The organism is Streptomyces sp. DH12, assembly GCF_020873895.1.
In the GTDB taxonomy this organism is placed as follows: Bacteria; Actinomycetota; Actinomycetes; order Streptomycetales; family Streptomycetaceae; genus Streptomyces.
In genome coordinates this window covers 208,678-228,843 of sequence record NZ_JAHWGT010000005.1, presented here as the reverse complement: position 1 = coordinate 228,843, position 20,166 = coordinate 208,678, and the positions used below count along the sequence as shown (strand labels likewise).

General features: G+C 71.3%; 15 protein-coding genes and 4 pseudogenes. 9 read left to right on the top strand and 10 right to left on the bottom strand.

The features are described 5' to 3' along the window. Positions 1-23: 23 nt before the first annotated feature. Both LPA54_RS06675 and LPA54_RS06670 read right to left on the bottom strand, forming a co-directional pair. Positions 24-433: pseudogene (locus LPA54_RS06675) on the bottom strand (transposase); the annotation flags it as partial. A gap of 316 nt (positions 434-749) precedes the next feature. Further along, positions 750-1,187: pseudogene (locus LPA54_RS06670) on the bottom strand (transposase family protein); the annotation flags it as partial. A 226-nt stretch (positions 1,188-1,413) separates the two neighbouring features. Here LPA54_RS06670 and LPA54_RS06665 point away from each other — a divergent pair. Both LPA54_RS06665 and LPA54_RS06660 read left to right on the top strand, forming a co-directional pair. After that, a complete protein-coding gene (locus tag LPA54_RS06665) occupies positions 1,414-1,707 on the top strand; it encodes a YkvA family protein (protein WP_228974727.1) in 294 nt (97 codons plus the stop codon). An 860-nt stretch (positions 1,708-2,567) separates the two neighbouring features. Then, complete coding sequence (locus LPA54_RS06660; RefSeq protein ID WP_228974726.1) at positions 2,568-3,305, top strand: WD40 repeat domain-containing protein; 738 nt, start codon at positions 2,568-2,570, stop codon at positions 3,303-3,305. Positions 3,306-3,483: 178 nt separating this feature from the next. Here the strand turns inward: LPA54_RS06660 and LPA54_RS06655 are convergent, their stop codons facing one another. From LPA54_RS06655 to LPA54_RS06640, 4 genes are all read right to left on the bottom strand, one after another. Next, positions 3,484-3,816 carry a hypothetical protein gene (locus LPA54_RS06655; protein WP_228974724.1) on the bottom strand — a complete coding sequence of 111 codons (333 nt, stop codon included), beginning with the start codon at positions 3,814-3,816 and terminating at the stop codon, positions 3,484-3,486. A gap of 382 nt (positions 3,817-4,198) precedes the next feature. Further along, positions 4,199-4,480, bottom strand: a complete 282-nt coding sequence (locus tag LPA54_RS06650; protein WP_228974722.1) for a hypothetical protein — start codon at positions 4,478-4,480, stop codon at positions 4,199-4,201. A 525-nt stretch (positions 4,481-5,005) separates the two neighbouring features. Next, a complete protein-coding gene (locus LPA54_RS06645; RefSeq protein WP_228974720.1) occupies positions 5,006-5,191 on the bottom strand; it encodes a hypothetical protein in 186 nt (61 codons plus the stop codon). 356 nt (positions 5,192-5,547) lie between these two features. Then, entirely contained in the window at positions 5,548-5,988 is a 441-nt protein-coding gene (locus tag LPA54_RS06640) for a hypothetical protein (protein WP_228974718.1), read from the bottom strand. A 1,042-nt stretch (positions 5,989-7,030) separates the two neighbouring features. On the opposite strand from LPA54_RS06640, the gene LPA54_RS06635 reads away from it, so the two are divergent. Beyond that, entirely contained in the window at positions 7,031-7,660 is a 630-nt protein-coding gene (locus LPA54_RS06635) for a hypothetical protein (RefSeq protein WP_228974717.1), read from the top strand. Positions 7,661-7,787: 127 nt separating this feature from the next. Here LPA54_RS06635 and LPA54_RS06630 read toward each other — a convergent pair whose 3' ends face one another. The 3 genes from LPA54_RS06630 to LPA54_RS06620 form a co-directional block, all read right to left on the bottom strand. Beyond that, on the bottom strand, positions 7,788-8,732 hold the full coding sequence (locus LPA54_RS06630) for a Gfo/Idh/MocA family protein (protein ID WP_228974715.1): 945 nt from the start codon (positions 8,730-8,732) through the stop codon (positions 7,788-7,790). 92 nt (positions 8,733-8,824) lie between these two features. Beyond that, positions 8,825-9,658, bottom strand: coding sequence for a VOC family protein (locus LPA54_RS06625; protein ID WP_228974714.1), 834 nt, complete (start codon positions 9,656-9,658; stop codon positions 8,825-8,827). Between the two features lie 132 nt (positions 9,659-9,790). Further along, on the bottom strand, positions 9,791-11,302 hold the full coding sequence (locus LPA54_RS06620; protein ID WP_228974816.1) for an MFS transporter: 1,512 nt from the start codon (positions 11,300-11,302) through the stop codon (positions 9,791-9,793). A gap of 63 nt (positions 11,303-11,365) precedes the next feature. Between LPA54_RS06620 and LPA54_RS06615 the strand changes: the two genes are divergently transcribed. The 4 genes and pseudogenes from LPA54_RS06615 to LPA54_RS06605 all read left to right on the top strand — a co-directional run bounded on the left by LPA54_RS06615 (position 11,366) and on the right by LPA54_RS06605 (position 14,002). Continuing rightward, complete coding sequence (locus LPA54_RS06615) at positions 11,366-12,328, top strand: YafY family protein (RefSeq protein WP_228974712.1); 963 nt, start codon at positions 11,366-11,368, stop codon at positions 12,326-12,328. A 624-nt stretch (positions 12,329-12,952) separates the two neighbouring features. After that, a pseudogene (locus tag LPA54_RS42620) lies at positions 12,953-13,003 on the top strand (hypothetical protein); the annotation flags it as partial. A 286-nt stretch (positions 13,004-13,289) separates the two neighbouring features. Continuing rightward, positions 13,290-13,902: pseudogene (locus LPA54_RS42615) on the top strand (WYL domain-containing protein). Continuing rightward, positions 13,862-14,002: a hypothetical protein gene (locus tag LPA54_RS06605; RefSeq protein WP_228974821.1), complete on the top strand. Its 141-nt coding sequence runs from the start codon at positions 13,862-13,864 to the stop codon at positions 14,000-14,002. Before LPA54_RS42615 ends, LPA54_RS06605 begins: the two are co-directional and overlap by 41 nt. Before the next feature lie 467 nt (positions 14,003-14,469). Here LPA54_RS06605 and LPA54_RS42220 read toward each other — a convergent pair whose 3' ends face one another. Next, complete coding sequence (locus LPA54_RS42220) at positions 14,470-14,595, bottom strand: hypothetical protein (protein ID WP_267486810.1); 126 nt, start codon at positions 14,593-14,595, stop codon at positions 14,470-14,472. A 969-nt stretch (positions 14,596-15,564) separates the two neighbouring features. On the opposite strand from LPA54_RS42220, the gene LPA54_RS06600 reads away from it, so the two are divergent. Together LPA54_RS06600 and LPA54_RS06595 are read left to right on the top strand one after the other, a co-directional pair. Next, positions 15,565-17,157: a sigma-70 family RNA polymerase sigma factor gene (locus tag LPA54_RS06600; protein WP_228974709.1), complete on the top strand. Its 1,593-nt coding sequence runs from the start codon at positions 15,565-15,567 to the stop codon at positions 17,155-17,157. 578 nt (positions 17,158-17,735) lie between these two features. After that, on the top strand, positions 17,736-20,096 hold the full coding sequence (locus LPA54_RS06595; protein WP_228974707.1) for a non-reducing end alpha-L-arabinofuranosidase family hydrolase: 2,361 nt from the start codon (positions 17,736-17,738) through the stop codon (positions 20,094-20,096). Positions 20,097-20,166 lie beyond the last annotated feature (70 nt).

Sequence of the window (20,166 nt, the reverse complement as noted above, 5' to 3'; positions counted from 1 at the left end):
CGCCGGGCAGCGTGCTTGGGCAGTCAAGCGGCTGTCCGGATGAGAATGGCGGCGAGGTGGAGTGCGGCCTGGTAGGCGATGGCGAGCTTGTCCGTTCGCATGGCCATGCCGCGCCACTGCTTGAGTCGGCTGATGCATCGTTCGGCCGAGTTGCGCTGCTTGTATGCCTCTGTGCCGAAGGGGGTTGGGTTGGGTGCCCTCCGTTGCGGCCTCGCCGCAGCCGGTGGCCGACCTGGTCGGACGGCTGGGGGATGACAGCGCGGATTCCGCGTCGCCGGAGGTGATTGCGGATCGCGCGTGATGATTACGCACGGTCAGCCAGAACGGCGTCGGGCCGGGTTCCGGGTCGTCCAGGTCCGCTTCGCGGAACACGGATACCTGCCATGACGGCCGGGGCGTCGCCCGCCTGGCCTGCGGTGACACGAAGGACCAAGTTGCCCCCGCCAGCCGAGGATGCACGGCGTACGGCCGCACACCACCTCCGGCGGCAGCACGGCGACGATGCCGTACGACGGCCGGCCGTAACCCGGCCAGCACGCCGGAGCCGGACGGCGCCGTGTCGAGGGCCGGAACGGCACCATACGGAGCGACCAGCGCGACGACTCCGACAGCGACCACAAAGGCCCGGCGGCACGGTGATGGACAAACGAGTGCGCAATCACTGTCGTCCCGGTCGCCGCGGCCGGCAGGTCGAAGTCGCGCCAGACGTGGGCGTCGGCCTTGATCCCGGGCGCCGGACGGGCCGAGGCGACGACCAGGCGGGGGCGGCGTCGACGATGACCTGCACGTTCGGCGAGAACCGGTAGTCGCGGCTCGAGGCGCCGACCTGCCGGTCGCGGACCGGGACCAGGATGCCGTCCACGATCCACAACCGCTCGACATCGGCGACCGGCCGCGGAGCCGGCTCCAGAGCGAGCAACGGCCGCAGGCGCCGGATGACCCGGCAGACGGTGGCCGGCGAAACCCCGAAGAGCGGGGCGAGCTGCCGCATCGTGAGGTTCGTGTGGTAATACACCACCACCAACAGCACCGGGTCGACCAGCGGCAGGCACCACGGCCGGCCGCCACCTGGACCGTTCCCCCCCCCCCGTTTCCCGGACAACCTTCACCAGCTTCGCGAACCGGTCCATCCGCAAGCCCGTGGACGTCTCCACCCACGCCGGCTCAGCCCGCAACACCCCACCCAACAGACAAAACGCCCAAGACAAATCTTTCTGCAACCCTTTTCAGGGACAAGGCGACGCCCTCGCAGGCAAAATCGGCGCCCGCGTGCTCGGGCGGCGGTCGACCGAGTGGCCGCCCCCGCCGAGGCCTGACGGAGCGCAGGCTCTCGGACGAGGCTCGGCCGTCCCGCTCGCGCCGCGGGTGGCGAGGGATCGGTGCGGCCGGGACCCGCAGGGGTACAAGGGCACCATGGACGGCTCTTCCTGGCTCGTGGTGGCCGTGATTCTCGCTCTCGTCGTGGCCGCGGGCGCGGCGATTCTGCTCGTACGTGTCTTCCGGGCGCGCCGACTGCTGCTGGACGCCGGGGTGCCGTTGCAGTCGAAGGCCCTGTTCTGGGCGGCCGTGGCCTACACGGTGTCGCCGGTGGACCTGATCCCCGACCCTGTCTACCTGGACGACATCGGCGTCCTCCTGGTGGCACTGCGGGCGCTGCACGCGGCCGCAGCCAGGAGCGGGGCGGATCGTAAGGAACTGCCGCACTGAAGAGCCGGCTCCGCGCCGCCAGCAGGTGGTCGTGCCGTCGGCGAGGACTGCGGCGGACGGGGTGGCCGCTGTGGATCCCTTCGTCTCCATACGCCGTCCAGACGTTCCCGTCGGCATCGGTGATCAGCACGGGGATGCCGCCACCCACGCAGAACCCGGCTGCGGGTGTTCCCGATGGGGAGAACACCACGACGTCCGGCGCCCGGAGGTCCCCGCTACCGCGCGACGGTCCGTACGGTCGGCCGGCAAGGGGCGGGAATCAGGGGGAGAGCCAGGGGGCTCTGCCGCACCCGGGTCTCCTCCGCCCGTGTGCTCCGCTCCTCCACCCCGTGACGATGACCAGTTTTGAAGGGAAGGCGCCGCCCCCACCCGATCCCCCCTGGGCACAGCGGCTGCGGTCGAGAGGGCGCCGGTGGACCCAGCAGGGCTGCCGGCTCCCCTGCGGGGCCGGCGGTCCCCCACAGAGGCCGCCACCCCTGCGGGTCGTCGGTGACGGCGACGACGGACGGCCGACTCGGGAAGGCACGGGTGGTGCGGTGCGGCGGCCGGCAGTCGGGAGAGGATCCGACGGCCAGGGGGCAGGACGGCGGATCGCGGGAGGCCTCACCGCAGTCCACCCGCCCCTTCCAGGCAGCCGCAGCCTCAGCCCCTCGGCACTCAGGACAGGCGAAGCGTGCCTGCGCTGCTGCATCTGCGCGTCCTGCCTTCCGTATGGGGTGGCGCTCGGCCAGTGAAGGGCCGGAAAGCGCCGCGATTGGAGTAATCGTGGGGAGATACGCACGGGTCATAGCCGTGAGTAACTAGGTGGTCACGTGTGGTGGAAACGGGAGTTCGATGATTGAGACAGGCTGGCGAAGGAGGTGCAGGCGGAACTGGCCCGTCTGCGTGTGCAGGTGCAGCGCCTCGATGACGAGACGGTCGGGCTGACCGCCCTGCACGACGGGATCCTGCAGGGCCGGCTCAAGATCCAGGAGGTCGTCCAGGCGGGCGTCACCGGGCTGCGTGAGGAGAACCGGGAGGTACGCCGCCGCCAGGACCGGATGATCAGCGACCTGCACGAGACCCGGGGAGAACTGCTCGTCGACCCGCGCGCCGGACGGGCCCGTCCCATCGTGCTCAACGACGGCGACCTCCCCTTCGCCGGGGCGTTCAGCCGGGATGGCACCCGCTTCGCCGTCAGCGACGGCACGGGACGGGTGACCCTGTGGGACGGCGACCTGCGCCGCCGACTCGGTGTGATCAACGGCACCTCCACCGTCGACCACGAAAGCGAGCGGGACTCGCCGGCCGCGCTGGCCTTCTCCCCCGACGGCACCACGCTCGCCGTCGTGGGCACCGCCTCCGTCCAACTGTGGGACGTCGCCTCAGGACGCCCCCTGGGCTCCCCTCTGCCCACCTCCGGCCAGCCCCTCTCCAGCGTCGCCTTCTCCGACGACGGCACCACCCTGTACACATCCGGCACCTGGAACCCGGCCGAGCGGATCGACCTCGACCCCTCCCGTCTCGTACGCCGGGTCTACGCCCGCACCGGGTCGGGGCTGACACGCACGGACTGGCGGCTCCACCTACCCGACATCCCCTACCGCACGACGTGCTGAGCAGCGACTCGACCTCTTCGGCCGGCGGTCCCGTACCCGCCGGGAGCCAGCCGGGCCGCGTCGCAGTGGTGGTTGGGCTCATCTGGCGTAGGCGGTACGCGACGGCCAGGTACGCCCCTGCCCCCTGCCCCGCGTGAACCAGGGCCGGACAGCCGCCGCCCTCATCCGGTGAAGCTGCTCAGGGGAGTCGGATCACGGCTTCCGAAACGAACCACTGGACGATCGTCGCGGCGAGGTGGACGGCGGCGCGGGCGGCCTCCAGCGCCTCGGGCGAGGTGGGCTCCTGTCTGCCGTGGCGGGAGGTCTGCCCTTGCCACAGGGCGCGCATCATCGCTTCGACGGGGGCGACGGGGTCGTTCCCGGCCGGTGTGGAGAGCGTGGTGGCGAACTTGTGCCGGGCGTTGTTGATCTCACCGATCATGGTGCCGAGGGTGGCCCTGGGCTTGTTCGGCTGGACGATGGCATGGGCCGCGGCCTCCGCGGCCTCGATGGCTTCGCTGTACGCGCGCACCGCATCCGGGCTGCGCCCGTACGCTGCCTGCCATGCGGCGGCAAGGTGGTCGGCGGCGGGGAGCCGGCGGACTGCCCGGCCGCCGCGTCCGCGATCGTGTGGCGCACCGCGTCGCGAACGGCCGGAGTGACCCGCTCCTCCAACCCGTCCGCGGCCTCGTTGACCCGGTAGGCAGATCCAGCGTCGTCGAGTAGTTGGTGGAGTGTCTCGACTTCCCATTCGAGTGCGGTCCGGGAACGGAGAACCTCGTCCACCACATCGAGCAACCGGGGCTTCGACTTCGCCGTGCGGGCACCGTTCTTCTTCGCCGCCTCCCGGGCGGCGACCAGGGCCTGGCGCGCGAGGTCGACACCGGACATTTCGCTGCCGCTCATGCTTATCCTCACAGGATGTGGCAGAGGTTCAGGTGGCCGAGGCCGGCAAGGCGCTGCACCTGGTCCACGAACCTGCTGGTGAACAGTCTCCTGCCCGACGTCTCGCCGTATCGGTCGATGTGGTCGAACACCAGCTGGTGGTCGTGGGCGGCGCGAGCGCGCCAGTCGATGACCTGTTCGCGGGTCAGGTCCTCGAGATCGAGCTGCTGCTCCTGGCCGACGTCGTCGTCGACGTCGGCGCACTCCGGCTGCGGAACGGGAACGACGGCGACTGGACGGGGCTCGGGCAATACGACCGGGTAGCCGAGCTGTTCCAAAGATCCGCATCGTCTCCTCGTACAGGGCGAGTTCGCGCCGGGTGTCGTCGAGGGTGCGTTCGAAGCGGTGGCGGGTGCAGCGGGCGTGGACGGTTCGGGCGTCGGTGAGGAGGACGACGGCGAGGTCGGGGACGGGGACGTCCTTGTTGATGGTGAGGAGGAAGTCGGTGTCGACTCCGTCCTTGCGCTGCAGGACGGGGGTGGAGGGCAGGTACCGGGTTCAGCAGCACGGTGTGGCCGGCGCCGAGCGCGGGCCGGATCTCGGCGTCGAGCTGGTGGTGGCGGTCGGCGGCGAGCGCAAGGACGCGGCCGGTCAGCTCCCCTGTGCCGCCCAGCGTGCGGACGCTCTGCCCAAAGGAGCTGCGGGAGGGTTGGACGGTGGCGTGGACCTGGTGGCCGGCCAGGAGCAGGGCTTGGGCGAGGGCCTGGTGGGTGGTGGTCTCGCCTACGCCGCCGGGTCCGTCGAGAGTGAGGAGCAGACCGCGGGTGTTCAGGCGCTCACGTCCTGGCGGGCGTGGAGGGTGCGGTCGTACTGCTCGCGGGAGATGGCGGCGAGATCCGGCTGAGGTCGTCGAGGGCGACCGTGCCGAACTGCTGGCTGGTGGTGAAGTTGAACTCGTCGCGTTGGCGCATCGCCTCGTCGGCGCCGTGTTCGGTCAGGTCGACGTCGCTGTAGGTCTGCATCGCGACCGGGTCGTAGCCCTGCTGGACGAGGTCGTTGAAGATCGGGCTGCCCGGGTAGGGCGGAAGACGAAGGCGGAGGCCCGGAAGTGCCGAGCAGCCGGTCGGACAGTGCCCACAGGTCCTTGATGTGTCGCAGGGACTGTTCGGCCTCCTCGTGGGTCTCGCCGGGGCAGCCGAGGATGAAGTGGCCCTGGACGCTGATGCCGTGCTGGAGGAGGCGGCGGGTGACGGACAGTGTCATCTGGGGGGTGATGCGCTTGTCCATCGCCGTGAGATTTCTGGGGGCCCCGGACTCGATGCCGAGGGCGGCCTCCCGCAGGCCGTCGGCTCGTAACGCAGCCAGGAAGCCGTCGTCTTCACGGTCCAGGATGTTGATGCGGCCGGTCGCGTCCCACACACCGCTCCCCGATGCGGGCGTCGGCGAACGCCTTGAGAGCGGGGCGGATGACACGGCGAGCGCCGAGGAAGAGGTCATCGAATGCGCGGAACGCCGTCACCCCGTACTCCTCGTGGAGCTGGTCCATCTCGTCGATGATGTTGTGCGGGTCCCGGGTGCGGATGGTCACGTCGGGGTTCATGGACGCCGCCGCCCCGCAGAAGGTGCACTCGCACGGGCAGCCACGCGAGCACACCAAGTTCGCCTCGAGGCGGCCGTCCTCGGCGCGGTAGGGGTCCTGGGGCAGGAAGCGGCGGTCGACGAACGGCAGGGTGTCGATGTCGGGCGCCAGCCATGACCGGGTGGCACCGTGGGCGATGCTGTACTTGGGGAGCTTGCGGCCGGCGTCGCGCCACACCACCTGGGGCAGGCCCTGGCGGCGCTGGACGTCGCGGAGGATCCCCTGGCCCCGATCTCGCCCTCACCGACGATCATGGCGGCGATGTTGTGGAACACACACGACGCCCATCAGCGGGGCGTTGCGTGTCCGAGGCTCAGGGGCGCCGCTCCTGGCAGGCCTGCACGAACTTGATACAGACCCACACGGCCATGGTGAGGACGCCGGCCAGGACGACGCTGGCGACAAGGAAGGGAGCGGTCATGTCGCAAGCATCTCAGGCGATCAACCAGCAACCTGCAGTGGCCCGACCACTGCCCCAGGACGCCGCTGTGCTGAACGGTCGCTCCCTGTGTCACGGCCCTTCGCTTGTCGGCGCAGGTCACGAGGCAGGTCGACAGACGTCTCATGACCCGTCCGACGTGTGACGTCCTCGAAGTAGGGCCACGGGCGCTGCGGGGACGAGCGGAGGCGGGCCCGGGTGCCTCTTCTGCCGTGCCGTCCGGTTCTATTCCGCCGTCCGGCCTTGGTCGAGGGAAGACGGCCGGACGAGGGAAAGCACGCTCGTACGGTGTCCCGTCTCGCGGTTCCCGTACGCGGGCATGACGACTTGCAAGGCAGCCGGAGTATGGGCGCTGATGACAGCAGTCATGGGGGTCACGCTGAGCACGGCCGCACCGGCAACGGCGGGTGGTGTCGGTGATTTCCTCTCACCGGCCTTCGGTAACGGCTGCGCCAACGACCACGGCACCCACGCCGCAGGAGCGACCAGCCAGAGCACCGGCACTCGGAGGCAACATCGCCGGACTACCGATCGGCAGTCCGACCAATCATTGCGGAGGCGCAGATCTGCCTGAGGCGGATTGGGCCTTCTTCAACGCGTTCGGCGTTGATGATGACTGACTTCCTGAGTCGGGACGGACAGAAGTACCCCCACGACCGCGGGCCGCTGCGGGTGTGACTGAGCGCTTCAGTTGGCCGGTCGAGTGCGAGGCTCGTGCGAACCTGGCACGATCCACGTCATCGCCTTGGGGCGGTCAACGTCCAGCCGAGGCGAGAAGGAACATTGATCTCTGACTACCAGCGGCGTCTGCGAGAGCAGTTTCTGTCCGTCCCTGTCGTTGCGCCGCCTGTCCCGTGGCACCCGGTCCCGACCGGGCTCATCCCCATCGGTGGCCTGCTCGGCGTCGGCTTCGCTCTCGCTCCCGACGATGGCCGCGACCTGGTCATGGTTGTCTCCGTCGACGGCCACGGGCTCTTCGACACCGTCACCGGCGAGAAGATCGCCCGGGACCGTGACCCTGACCCCGACGGCGGCACCCCGGACGCAGTGCCAGATCTCTCCTGCCCAGGGCTCGGCCCCATCGCCTCGACCCGAGTACGCATCGCGGGACTCTTCGGAGGCGGCCTGCACACCACCACCGAGGACGGCTGGACCCTGGAGGTGGTCAGCCCAGAGTGGCCGCACGATCGCGTCCTGCTGTCCGCGGACGGAGGCATCCCCCACGACGGACCGCACGGCGAAAGCTGGTGGCACATCTTCGACTCCAACTACTCTGAACTGCGAGCCGCCGGCTTCTCGCCGTCCGGACGCACCCTCGCCGTCGCCACCAGCAGCGACCTCACCCTCTGGACCCGCCAGGCGCCTGACATCGAACGCTCGGCCGGCCAACTCGGCCGCTCACCGGCCGACTGAAGCGCTCAGTCACAGCGGGGGCGGGGCGGGCCCGGCTACCCCGCTTCTACAGCTCGCACGGGCCCCGGGTGCGCCATGGGCCGCCGCCCCCGGGGCCCGCCGGAGCGGGTCCCGGGGAGAGCGGGGCTCAGCGCGGATTGTTGACCATGTGGTCGAGGTCGAGGGTGAGCTGGAGGGCGTCCAGCACACTCGCGGGGGCGATCTGGTTGTCTGCTGCACCGCGCACCACGTCCAGGACGTGGCCGATCATGGCGGTGTACTGGTCGGCGTCCGGCAGCTGGAGCTCGTGCGCGCCCTCGGCGGTGTAGGCGGTGACGGTGCCGGAGGGTTTGCCGTCGAAGCCCATCGTGGATGTGGCGTCCAGTACGCCGTGCTGGAAGGTGGCGGTGTAGCCGCCGCGGGCCCCCCACGCCTGGGGCATCAGTGAGGAGATGGAGCTACGCGCCGCCGCGCCGTCGAAGCGGAAGGCCGCGTCGATGGCCCCGGAGTCCTCACCGCGCGCCACGGTGGTGACGGTGGTGGCCTGGGGCAGGCCGAGGGTGCGGGTGATGATGTCCATGTCGCTGTGCATGGCCTCCATCGGCAGCACCTTCAGCCCCAGCGAGGCGCCCGGCCACAGGTGCGCTGTCAGGTTCCACAGCGTCAGCTGCTCCAAGCGTCCGTAGGTGCGCTGCTTCACCGCGTCGAACAGGGCCTGGTTGGCCGGGATGAAGCGCTCGAACATGTCGACGAACACGTGCTTGTCGCTGCGGGCGGCGGCCTCGGCCACCCGCTTCGCGTCCTCGATGTCATCGGCCAGCGGCAGCTCGACCAGCGCGTGCTTGCCCGCCTTGAGGGCGCGCAGTACGAACTCGGCGTGCAGCGGGAGCGGCAGGCAGATGTCCACCAGGTCGAAGGAGCCGTCCTCGAACGCGGCGTCCATGTCCGTCGAGGAGGCGACCCCGAACCGGCTCGCTGCTTTCGCGGTCTTGGCCGCGTCCCGGCCGAACATCACCACCTCCACATCGTCACGAGCGGCGTAGACGGCGGCGTGCGCCTGCCCGAAACCGGTTCCCAGCAGTGCGATCTTCATCTCTTGTCTCCTTTGCGGTGGGTGAGGCGGCGGCCGGACCCCGGCCGCTCCGGCCGATGGCGCGCGGGCGGGGGTGGCCGGGAGGGCAGGGTTCAGCGGGTCAGGGGAGGGGCGAACTGGGAGAGGAGGCCGAAGCGGTTGCCGCGGGGGTCGCGGATACGGGCGCGGACCGGGCCTGCGGGCGCGGAGTGCGGCTGCTGCTCCACTCGTGCGCCTCCCTCCTGCGCTGCCGTGGCGGTGGCGGCGACGTCGGTGACCAGGAAGGTGGGCGCGGCGTAATCCGCCGCGCTGACGGTCTCGGCGCTGTGATCCCACAACAGGCCGGAGGGGTGATCGGCGCCGGGCCCGAAGACGGCCAGACCGGGCACGCCGCCGATGGTGTCGTCCTTCTCGAACCGCCAGCCGAAGCCCTGGGTGTAGAAGTCGATGGTGGCCCGGACGTCGGTGGTGCCGATCTCGAATCCGGCCATGGTCCCGGGCTTCGGGGCGTCGGCGGCCTGCCGCATGTACTCCTCGGTCCCGGCGATGCGCTCCTCGAAGCGCTGGGAGGCGGACTGGGAGAAGAGAGAGAACAGGTTGCCGCGCGGGTCCCTCAGCCGGGCGAAGACCGTCACGTCCCCCACCGGTGTGGCCGGTACGACGATCTTGGCGCCCAGCCCGGTGAGCCTGTCGACGTCCCGGTGGACGTCGGTGGAGAGGATGGAGAGGTTGATCGCCTCCTCGCCGGTGTCGCCCTGCTGGATCGCGCCCATCGGCCATGGCGCGCCGGGTGCGAGGATCCGGATGTAGGTGCGGCCGTCGATGGAGGAATCCGCATCGACCTCGAACCTCCAGCCAAGGAGGGAACCGTAGAAGTCGGTGACGGCCTCGGGGGCCGTAGTGCCGATCTCGAACCAGACGACCTGGCCGGGAGACATGAAGCGCATGATGTTCCTTTCGTGTGACCGCGAACACGGCAGGTGTCGCGGGCCGGGGTCCTTCGTGTCGAGGCTGTCCCGCAGCGCAGGGGCGGGCCCGCGTACAGGGCCGGTTGAGTGCCCCGCGGGGCCTGCGGCGGGTCAGGCCACGGGGACTGTGGCGTCATGTTGATCGGACCGCCTGGCCGGGGCAGCGGCCGGCTTCTTGGTTCCGGCGGTGCGGGGCAGGGTGGACAGCAGGGCGAACGCGGCGACGAACGCGGCCGTCACGTACCACAGGGAGCCGGTGAAGGCGTGCGGCATCTTCGCGGCCTGGGTGGCGGGGTCGCCGTGGCCCAGGCGGGCGAAGAAGACCACCGAGGACAGGGCGACACCGACGGCTTGGCCGAGCTGGATGGTGGTGTTGGTCAGCCCGGACGCGGACCCGGCGTGCTCGTCGGGGACCTCGGAGAGGATCACGTCGGTCAGCGGAGCGATGATCAGGCCCATGCCCAGGCCCATCGGGATGAGCGGAACGATGGCCTGCCACGTCGCGATGTCGCTGCCGTAGTGCTGGGCCAGACAGGCGAACAGCACCATGCCCGCCGCCGCCAGCAGGGCGCCGACCTGCAGCACCACGCGGCCGAAACGGGGCACCAGAACCTGCATGGACATCCCGGCACCGGCCATCATCGCCGCCGACAGCGGCAGCCCCGACAGCCCGGCCTTCAGCGGCGAGAAGCCCAGCCCCAGCTGGAGGTAGAGGGTCCAGGCCAGGAAGAACACCCCCGAGGCGAGGCCGAACATCAGCTGTACGCCCTGCCCGCCGGCGAAACTGCGCCGGGCGAACAGCGACAGCACCACCAGCGGCGAGCCGCCCCGCCGTAGCAGGCGCCGTTCCCAGGCGATGAAAAGTGCCAGCACCGGCACGGAGGCGGCCATCGATACGTAGGTCCAGGCGGGCCAGCCCAGCTCACGGCCCTGGGTCAGCGGCAGCACCAGCGCCAGCAGCCCGGCACTGGCCAGCACCACTCCGACCAGGTCCAGGCGGGCGGCGCGCCCGGCCCGCGACTCGCTGATCACCAGGGCGCCGGCGATCAGCCCCGCGACGCCCAGCGGCAGATTGACCAGGAAGATCGGCCGCCAGCCCAGCCCGAACAGATCCCCCTGCACGAGCAGCGCGCTGACCAGGGGGCCGGCGATCGTCCCCAGCGACATCACCGCGCCGTAAATGCCGAAGACCTTGCCGCGCTCACGCTCGGGAAACGTGACGTGGATGATCGACAGCACCTGCGGCACCATGAGGGCCGCCATCGCGCCCTGCGCGATGCGCCCGGCCAGCAGCATCTCCGCGTTCCCTGCGACGCCGCAGACCAGCGAGGTGACGGTGAACCCGACGACGCCGAGCAGGAAGACGCGCTTGCGGCCGAACAGGTCGCCCAGGCGGCCACCGGTGATCAGCCCAAGCGCGAACGCCAGCGCATACCCGCCGGTGACCCACTGCACCTGCGCCGACGAAGCACCGATGTCCTGCTGGATATGCGGAACGGCCATGTGGACGACCGTGACGTCGACCGCGTCCATGAAGGAGGCGATGAGGACCACGGCCAGCGCGGCCCACCGGCGCGGATCGACCGCATTCATGGTGTTTCGGGGATGTTTGTTCTCGGACATGCCGTCCAAGCTAGGGCCCTTTTAGGACACCTCACGTCCGTAAAGCGGGGCAATCTGGAGAGCATGACGACCGACCTCCCCGCCCGTATGCTGCGCCTGCTGTCCCTGCTGCAGACCCGCCGCGAATGGTCCGGCACCGAACTCGCCGAACGTCTAGGCGTCACCGGCCGTACCATCCGCCGCGACATCGACCGCCTGCGCGACCTGGGCTACCCCGTCGAAGGCACCACCGGCCACGCCGGCGGCTACCGCCTCGCCTCCGGCACCGCCATGCCCCCGCTGATCCTGGGCGACGACGAGGCCATCGCCATCGCTGTCGCCCTGCGCACCGCCGCCGGCCATCTCACCGGCATGGAGGAAACCTCACTGCGTGCCCTGGCCAAACTCGAACAGGTCCTGCCCGCCCGGTTGCGCACCAAGGTCGCGGCCGTACAGCAGACGACGGCCACCATCGGCTGGGAAACCCGCGGCCCGCGCGCCGACCCCGAGCTGCTGGGCAGCCTGGCCGCCGCCTGCCGCGACCACGAAACCGTCACCTTCGACTACACCACCCGCCACGGGACCTGCGCCTCCCGCCGCGTCGAACCCCATCACCTCATCGCCTCCGGCGGCCTGTGGTACCTCCTCGCCCACGACACCGACAAGGAGGACTGGCGCATCTACCGCCTCGACCGCATCACCAATCCGGCCCCCACCCGCCACCACTTCATCCCCCGCCCCGTCCCCGGCGACGACCCGGCCGCCTACGTCGCGGACAAGATCGCCACCGCCCCGACCCGCCACCGTGCGATCGCCACCGTGCACGCTCCCGCCGAAACCGTCCGCCGCCGCACCTGGGCTCTGGCCTCCCGCATCCGTCCCCGCGACGAGGCCACGTGCACCGTCGACTGCTCCGGCAACCTCCTGCCCGGCATCGCCCAGACCCTCGCCGCCCTCGACGCCGACTACACCCTCGACGCCGACCCGGAGGTGATCGCCTACCTCCACCAGGCCGCCGTCCGCATGCAGCACGCCACCACCCCATGACGCCTGACCGACCCCGCGGCCTCCGACCGGCAGACGCGGTCACCGGCGTGTCCCGCGGGAGACGTACTTCGCCGCCGGGAGCCAGCCGGTCACCAGGCGGAGCAACCGGAACGGCGGCGGCACGGCAGGGGCCCGGGCGGCGGCAACACGCCGGTGGGGCTTCTGGACCCGGAGGTCGCGGCAGCGGTACGGCGATGACCAACCGGCCGCAGCAGCACAGCGGCGCGCGGCCCCACGAGGGCGGGGCGGGCGCGGCCGGCACGCGACGACGGCCCAGGCGTGCAGGCGGCAAAAAAACGTCCGCGTCGGGGCTCGCGCGGCGGCAACACGGCGGCGGTGACCGGCCTGCCCGGTAGAAGAGTCAGCACGCAGCACCCTCACGGCGGCAGGACGGCGGCAGCGGCGGCGAAGGGGCGGACCTGAGCACGACCGACTGGCCGGTGGCCAGCGGGGCGGCGGCCGGACGGCACGCGCCCGGGCCAGCACCCACGCAGCGCGACAACACGGCAGCGGCCCGGCAACGCCGGGCGCACGCAGCGGCGGTGGCACGCCGGGGGCGGGTGCGACGGCGGCGCGGGGCGGCCAGACCAGCAGACGCCGTACAGGCGCCGCCGGGCCGAGCGCATGGCGGTCACCGACCGCACAGTGCGCCGGGACATCGCCCGCCTGCGGCACCTCGGCTACGGAGTCGAGTCGACGCCCGGCCCCTGGGGCGGCTACCGGCTCAGCCCCGGCGCCCGGATGCCGCCGCTGGTCCTGGACGACGAGGAAGCCCTCGCTGTCGCTGTCGCCCTGCGCGAAGCCGCGCTCAGCGGAGTCCTCGGCACCGGGGCAAGCGGCCCTCGCCGCTCTGCTCAAACTCCGTCAGAGCCTGCCCCCACGCCTCTCGGACCAGCTGAGCGCACTGGACGGCGCCCTCGAACACACCCCCCGCTCCGGCGGATCGCAGATCGACACGCTCGTGCTGCTGGAACTCGCGCAGGCCTGCCACGGCGCACTGCGCACAACCCTCTCCTACCGGGACCATGCCGGCCGGGCCTCTGTACGGGCCATCGACCCGTACCGCCTGGTCCATACCGGCATGCGCTGGTACCTGGTCGCCCGGGACGTGACCAAACAACAATGGCGCACCTTCCGCGCCGACCGCGTGGTGAACGTGCGCTGCACCACCGAACCGGCCGACCTGACCGATCCGCCCGACGCCGCAGCGCTGGTCTCCAGCGGGATCGCAAACGTCGTCTACCCGGTGTACACGACGATTCGCCTTCCGCTGCCCTTGGCGGACGCCCTGCACAAGGTTCCGCCCACCATCGGCACGCACCCGCCCCGACGGACCCGAAGCGACCGTGGTCCGGATCGGCGGCAACAGCACCGACTGCCTCGCCACCTACCTCCTCAGCCTGGCCTTACCCCTCACTGTGCTGTCCCCGGACGAGGTACGCCAGGCACTCCTTCGACGCGCCCAGGCCCTCCTGACGGCCAATCGCTCAAGGCGACGCACGCCACCGCGGCTCTCCGTCATCGTCGACGGCGGTGACGTGCTCGTGCTCCAGCGGTCAAGCAGGCGAAGCTGATCGGCTCACGCCGGGGGTGCGGCCGAAGTCCGGCGCGAAGATGACGTTCCAGGGCCGCGAGTACAACGACTGGGCCTCCTCCATCAAGGCCAGCAAGTAACAACCGAAAGCCCTCCGGCCCATCACGCCGGACGGGTGAGCGCCCCGGCCAGGTCCTCACCGTCCGGGGCTACCCGGTCGACAGCGCCTCGCTACGCGGAATCGGAGGAGCGCGCTGCACGTGTTCCTTCTCCGGCGCTACAGGTCCGCCGGCCGCGGCCACGAGCTCGGGGAAGCGGCTCCCTACGGCTGCCACGGTGGGACCGCAGCAGCAGTGGGCCAGGTGCCGGCCACGGAGTGAAGGCGAGCGCCCGGTAGCGTCCATCTTCGGCTTGAGGCGCGGCTCACCAAGCAGCGCGCACCACGCGAGCACCGTGTCAAGGGCCTGCGCCAGCATCGATTCCACCGGCGGCCGAAGCACCATACGCCCGGTCCACGGCCTGCCCGGTGCCTGCGCGGCGAGCGCGCCGGACCGGCTGGAGCCGGAACGGGCGAGTCGGGCGGCGGCAGGCCGGTACAAGCGCGGCGCTACGCCAGGCACTCGCCGCTCACGGCCTCGTCCGGAAGCGTGTCCACCAGCTCGGGACCATGCTGGTCACGGTGGCGCTGGACGCGGCCGAGGCGTAAGCCCGGGCCGTACTCCTCAGCCGACACGGTGCTCCTCCCCCGCCGGACGGCACCGGAGACCCGCAGCCGCCCGGCGGTGCCCGGTAGGACAACGGCGGCAGCACGGGGGCCCGGGCGGCGGCAACACGGCGACGGGTGGCTTCCGTACCCGGGCTGGCGGCAGTCGGGACCCAGCACAACCGCACGGCAACAGGACAGCGACGGCGAAGAGGCGGCTCTGCACCCGATCGACCACGCCGGTGACCGGCGTGGCCTGGGCGGCAGCGGCAGGATGGCGCGCGACCGACGGCGCTCACGCGGCGCGGCGACAAGGCGACGACTCAGAGAACGGTGGGCGCACCGCGGCAACAGCGGCAGGTGGGTGGGGCCTCGGACGGACGACGGCAGCACGGCAGAAAGCACCGGGGCGGCGGATGGGGCTGGGCCGGCGGAAAGCCACGGCGACAGGGCGGCAACCCGACGGCGCGGCGAGCGGACGGCGACAGGGGATGGCGCAGCCGGAGACCGTGCGGCGGCACCCGGAGGTGGCGGACGCCTGCACGGAAGACCGCTCCGGAACCGGAGCGGCAGGCCGTCGGGGGGGCGGCACAGCGGCACGACGCCGGTAGGAGTGGCGTTGACCGGCGGTGGCGCGGCCGGTGCACAGCCGGGCGACGGGTGCGACACGGTGGCAGCACGATGCGTCCGGGGGCGAGCAGTGCCCAGGAGGTCTTCGAGCGGTGTCATGGGGTGGGTCCTCGGTCCGGGGCGGCAGCTCGATGGTGTCGTCCCGAGGAGACGTATCCTGGCTGGTCGTGCGTGTGGCCGGGTGCCGAGAGGCGTCTCCTGGCGGCCGGCCCTGCCTGGCCTCGAAGGGGACCGGGCCGGTTTGCGGCTGTTTCGGCGCCGGCAGGCTGGCGGTTGCCGCCGTGGCTCCGGCCAGCTTGGGTCGTGTGCCGTCACCGACGCTAAGGTATGCCGCCGTACTCGGCGGATCGCTCCCTTGAAGGGGTGGGAATGGCACTCATGGACGCGGACCAGGCGAAGCTGGTCGTCGCGGCGCAGGCCGGTGACGACCGAGCGCGCGAGAGACTGATCGCCGCGTACCTGCCGCTGCTCTACAACATCGTCGGCCGAGCGCTCAGCGGACATGCCGACGTGGACGACGTCGTCCAGGAGACCCTGCTGCGCGTGGTGCGCGACCTGCCCGCCCTGCGTGCCCCGGAGAGCTTCCGCTCCTGGCTGGTGTCCATCACGCTCCGCCAGATCAACACCCACTGGCACCGGCAGCGCGTTCTCGCCGACCGGACCACGGTCATCGACGAGGCCCTCCGGGTACCGAACGCCGGTGCCCCGCTCGAGGACGTGACCATCCTGCGCCTGTACATGTCGGACGAGCGCCGTCAGGTGGTCGAAGCCGGACGGTGGCTCGACCCGGACCACCGGACGCTGCTGTCGCTGGGGTGGCAGGAGTGCGCCGGCCTGCTGAGCCGTCAGGACATCGCCGAGGCGACGGGGCTCAGCGTTGCCCACGCCGGAGTGCGCCTGCAGCGCATGCGCGAGCAACTGGACCTGAGCCGGACGGTCGTCGCCGCTCTGGGGGCGGACCCGCGCTGCCCGAGGCTGGACGAGACCGTCGCCGGCTGGGACGGCGCGCGGACATCGGTATGGCGCAAGCGGATCGCGCGGCACGCCCGCGAATGCCCGATCTGCACGGCGGCGACGGCGCAGCGGGTTCCGGCCGAGCTCCTGCTCCTCGGCGTCGCGCCGCTGGTTGTCCCCGCCGCGCTCGTCGCGGCGCTGACCGCCAAGGGCCTGTTGTCGGGTACGGCGGCGAGCGCCGCCGGGCTGGCCGCGGCGCCCGTCGTCGCCGGCGCGTCGGCGGGCGGCGGCGGTCTGCACGGCTCGCTGCTCGGCAAACTCCACGCGGTGACCGCCCACCCGGTGTTGGGCCTCGCCACCGGCGCGGTGCTCATCGCCGGGGCGACCACCTACGCGGCCTGGCCCGAACCGGCGCCTCGGGTGCCCGGCGTCACCGCCGCTCCCACGGGCGGTGCGCACACGAGTGGTACGCCCCCGATGGGTACTCCCACGCCGATTCCGTCGCCCACAACCCCGCCCACCACACCGCCGGCCCCACCGTCCCCGGCGGGCCCGTCCGACGCCACGGGCACTGTTCCGCTGGGCGCGCGGTCCCTGGAGTCCGTGGACCGGCCCGGCCTGTACGTCACGTACGACGGCGACTTCGCGGCGCTCGGCCCGGTCTCCTCGTCCAGCGGCGAGCCGGCACGGCGACGGGTCACCTTCACGGTCGTCGGGGGGCTGGCCGACACTCGGTGCGTCACCTTCCGCGCCACGGACGGCCGGTACCTTCGCCACCACTACCTGCGGCTACGGCTGAGCACCGACGACGGCAGCGCACTGTTCCGGGAGGACGCCACCTTCTGTCCGCGCCCCGGGGCGGCCGCCGGGTCCGTGACCCTGCACGCGCACAACTACCCCGGATCGGTCATCCGCCACCGCGACGGCGGCATCTGGCTCGACGGCTTCGACGGCACCCGGGCCTTGGCCGGCCAGGCTTCCTTCGTCATCCGCGGGCCCTGGGCCTGAGAACCGCTCCCCGCTCAGCGCGGGCCGCGGGCCGGATCGCACGGCGACAGCGGTGACCCCGAACCACGCGGCACGGTCCCGCACGGTGCCCTCCTCCACCCGGGGGTGAGCCGGGTGGGGCGCCCGGGCCCGGCGCCTCTCCGCATGCCGTCGAACGCTGCCTCGCGCTGGGCGCATGTCCGTCATCGACAGGGGTGCGGTGCGCCCTTCACGGAGGGGCGACCGGATCGCGGGGCCTGACATAACGCTTTTCGCCTGCGAGATGCATCACCGAGGCAATCGCCGGGACGGCGCGACTTTTCCGTTACGGGACGGCGGGTCGCCAAGCCTCCACTTCAGGGGTGCCCTTCCCGCCGTTCACGTCGACGCGTCGATGTGGCGGGTCGCCCGGCCCCCACGACCTGTCCCCTGGAGAAGGCCACTGCCATGACCCGACACACCGCCGGTCCCGCGTCGACCGGTGCGCGGGAACGGATACGCGTCCCGCACCCGACCCGCCCCGCCGCGGACCAGGCCGCCCTGGCCGACGCGCGCACGATCACGGCACCCGGGATGACCCGCGACCTCCGAGGAGAATCATGAAGGGCCTGCACCGCCTGCCCCGGCGTCGCCGGACACTGATGACAGGGCTGTCCGCCACGGCGCTCGTGGCCGGCGTCGTGACGTTCCTCCCCAACTCCGCCGGAGCCGCGGGCCTGGGCACCCAGGCGGCCCCCTCGGGCAGGTACTTCGGCACCGCCGTGGCCGCGGGCCGGCTCGGCGACCCGGCGTACACCGCGATCGCGGACCGGGAGTTCAACATGATCACCCCGGAGAACGAGATGAAGTGGGACGCCATCGAACCGTCCCGCGGCAACTTCCACTTCGGTCCCGCGGACCGGATCGTCAACCGCGCACTGGAACGGGGCCAGCGCCTGCGCGGCCACACCACGGTCTGGCACTCGCAGCTCCCCGCCTGGGTCGACGCCATCCGCGACGCGGGCACCCTGCGCAGCGTGATGAACCACCACATCACCACCCAGATGAAGCACTACAAGGGCAAGATCTACGCCTGGGACGTGGTCAACGAGGCGTTCGCCGACGGCGGCAGCGGCCGGCTCCGCGACTCGGTCTTCCGGAAGGTGCTGGGCGACGGCTTCATCGAGGAGGCGTTCCGCACCGCCCGCGCCGCCGACTCCTCGGCCAAGCTCTGCTACAACGACTACAACATCGAGAACTGGTCGGACGCCAAGACGCAGGGCGTCTACCGCATGGTCAAGGACTTCAAGTCCCGCGGCGTACCCATCGACTGCGTCGGCTTCCAGAGCCACTTCGGCGCGGGCGGCCCGCCGGCGAGCTTCAGGACCACCCTCGCCGGCTTCGCGGCCCTCGGCGTCGATGTGCAGATCACCGAGCTGGACATCGCTCAGGCGTCACCCGCCCACTACGCGAACGCGGTCACCGCCTGCCTGTCGGTGGCCCGGTGCACCGGCATCACGGTGTGGGGCGTCCGCGACAGCGACTCCTGGCGCAGCGACGAGAACCCCCTGCTGTTCGACGGCAACGGCAAGCCCAAGCCCGCGTACACCGCCGTCATGAGAGCCCTCGACTCCGGCTCGGGCACCACCCCGACCCGGCCGGCCGGCGGTACCGGGGAGATCAAGGGTGCGGTCTCCGGGCGCTGCCTGGACATCCCCGGCTCCGCCACGGCCAACGGCGCCCGGGCGCAGCTGTGGGACTGCAGCGGACAGGTCGGCCAGCGCTGGACCCGCACCGCGGCCAAGGAGCTGAGGATCCACGGGAACAAGTGCCTGGACGCCAAGAGCAAGGGCACAACCAACGGCACCCAGGTGGTCGTCTGGGACTGCAACGGCGGTGTCAACCAGAAGTGGGACGTCAACACGAACGGCACGATCACCGGCGTCCACTCCGGCCTGTGCCTCGACGCGGTCGGCGCGGCCACCGCGAACGGCACCACGATCCAGCTGTACACCTGCGCGGCCGTCGGAAACCAGAAGTGGACGGCCCCATCCGGATCGGACGGCGGCACCGCGTGTGCTCTGCCCTCGACGTACAAGTGGAGTTCGACCGGTCCGCTCGCGCAGCCGTCGAACGGGTGGGCCGCCCTGAAGGACTTCACCCACGTGACGCACAACGGCAAGCACCTGGTCTACGCGTCGAGCGCGTCCGGGACCTCCTACGGCTCGATGGCGTTCAGCCCCTTCACCGACTGGTCGGACATGGCGTCGGCCAGGCAGATCCGGATGAACCAGAACGCGGTGGCGCCCACGCTGTTCTACTTCGCGCCCAGGAAGATCTGGGTGCTGGCGTACCAGTGGGGGGCATCGCCCTTCAGCTACCGCACGTCGACCGACCCCACCGACCCCAACGGCTGGTCCACGCCGCAGCCGTTGTTCACCGGCACCCTCCCCGACTCCGGCACCGGTCCGATCGACCAGACCCTGATCGGTGACGAGAAGAACATGTACCTCTTCTTCGCCGGGGACAACGGCAAGATCTACCGGGCGACCATGCCGATCGGGAACTTCCCGGGCAACTTCGGCTCCTCGTACACGACGGTCATGACCGACACGGCGAAGAACCTGTTCGAGGCGCCGCAGGTCTACAAGGTCCAGGGCCGGAACCAGTACCTCATGACCGTCGAGGCCCGGGGTGCGGACGAACGTCGCTACTTCCGGTCCTTCACGGCCTCCAGTCTGAGCGGAGCGTGGACCCCGCAGGCCGCCACCGAGAGCAACCCCTTCGCGGGCAAGGCCAACAGCGGAGCCACCTGGACCGACGACATCAGCCACGGTGAACTGATCCGCACCAGCCCCGATCAGACGATGACCATCGACCCCTGCAACCTCCGGTTCCTGTACCAGGGCAAGGACCCGCGGGCGGGCGGCCCCTACGACCAGCTGCCGTACCGGCCGGGTGTCCTCACCCTGCGGCGCTGAGCCGCCCGGTCCACGGTGACACCCAACCGTGCGGCGCGCTGAGCGTCGATCCACGGTGACACGCAAGGAG

Coding starts and splice junctions, on each gene's coding strand:
- LPA54_RS06620 (WP_228974816.1), bottom strand. CDS start 11,302: ATGTCCGAGAACAAACATCCCCGAAACACCATGAATGCGGTCGATCCG.
- LPA54_RS06630 (WP_228974715.1), bottom strand. CDS start 8,732: ATGAAGATCGCACTGCTGGGAACCGGTTTCGGGCAGGCGCACGCCGCC.
- LPA54_RS06645 (WP_228974720.1), bottom strand. CDS start 5,191: ATGCAGACCTACAGCGACGTCGACCTGACCGAACACGGCGCCGACGAG.
- LPA54_RS06600 (WP_228974709.1), top strand. CDS start 15,565: ATGGCACTCATGGACGCGGACCAGGCGAAGCTGGTCGTCGCGGCGCAG.
- LPA54_RS06625 (WP_228974714.1), bottom strand. CDS start 9,658: ATGCGCTTCATGTCTCCCGGCCAGGTCGTCTGGTTCGAGATCGGCACT.
- LPA54_RS06615 (WP_228974712.1), top strand. CDS start 11,366: ATGACGACCGACCTCCCCGCCCGTATGCTGCGCCTGCTGTCCCTGCTG.
- LPA54_RS06595 (WP_228974707.1), top strand. CDS start 17,736: ATGAAGGGCCTGCACCGCCTGCCCCGGCGTCGCCGGACACTGATGACA.
- LPA54_RS06665 (WP_228974727.1), top strand. CDS start 1,414: ATGGACGGCTCTTCCTGGCTCGTGGTGGCCGTGATTCTCGCTCTCGTC.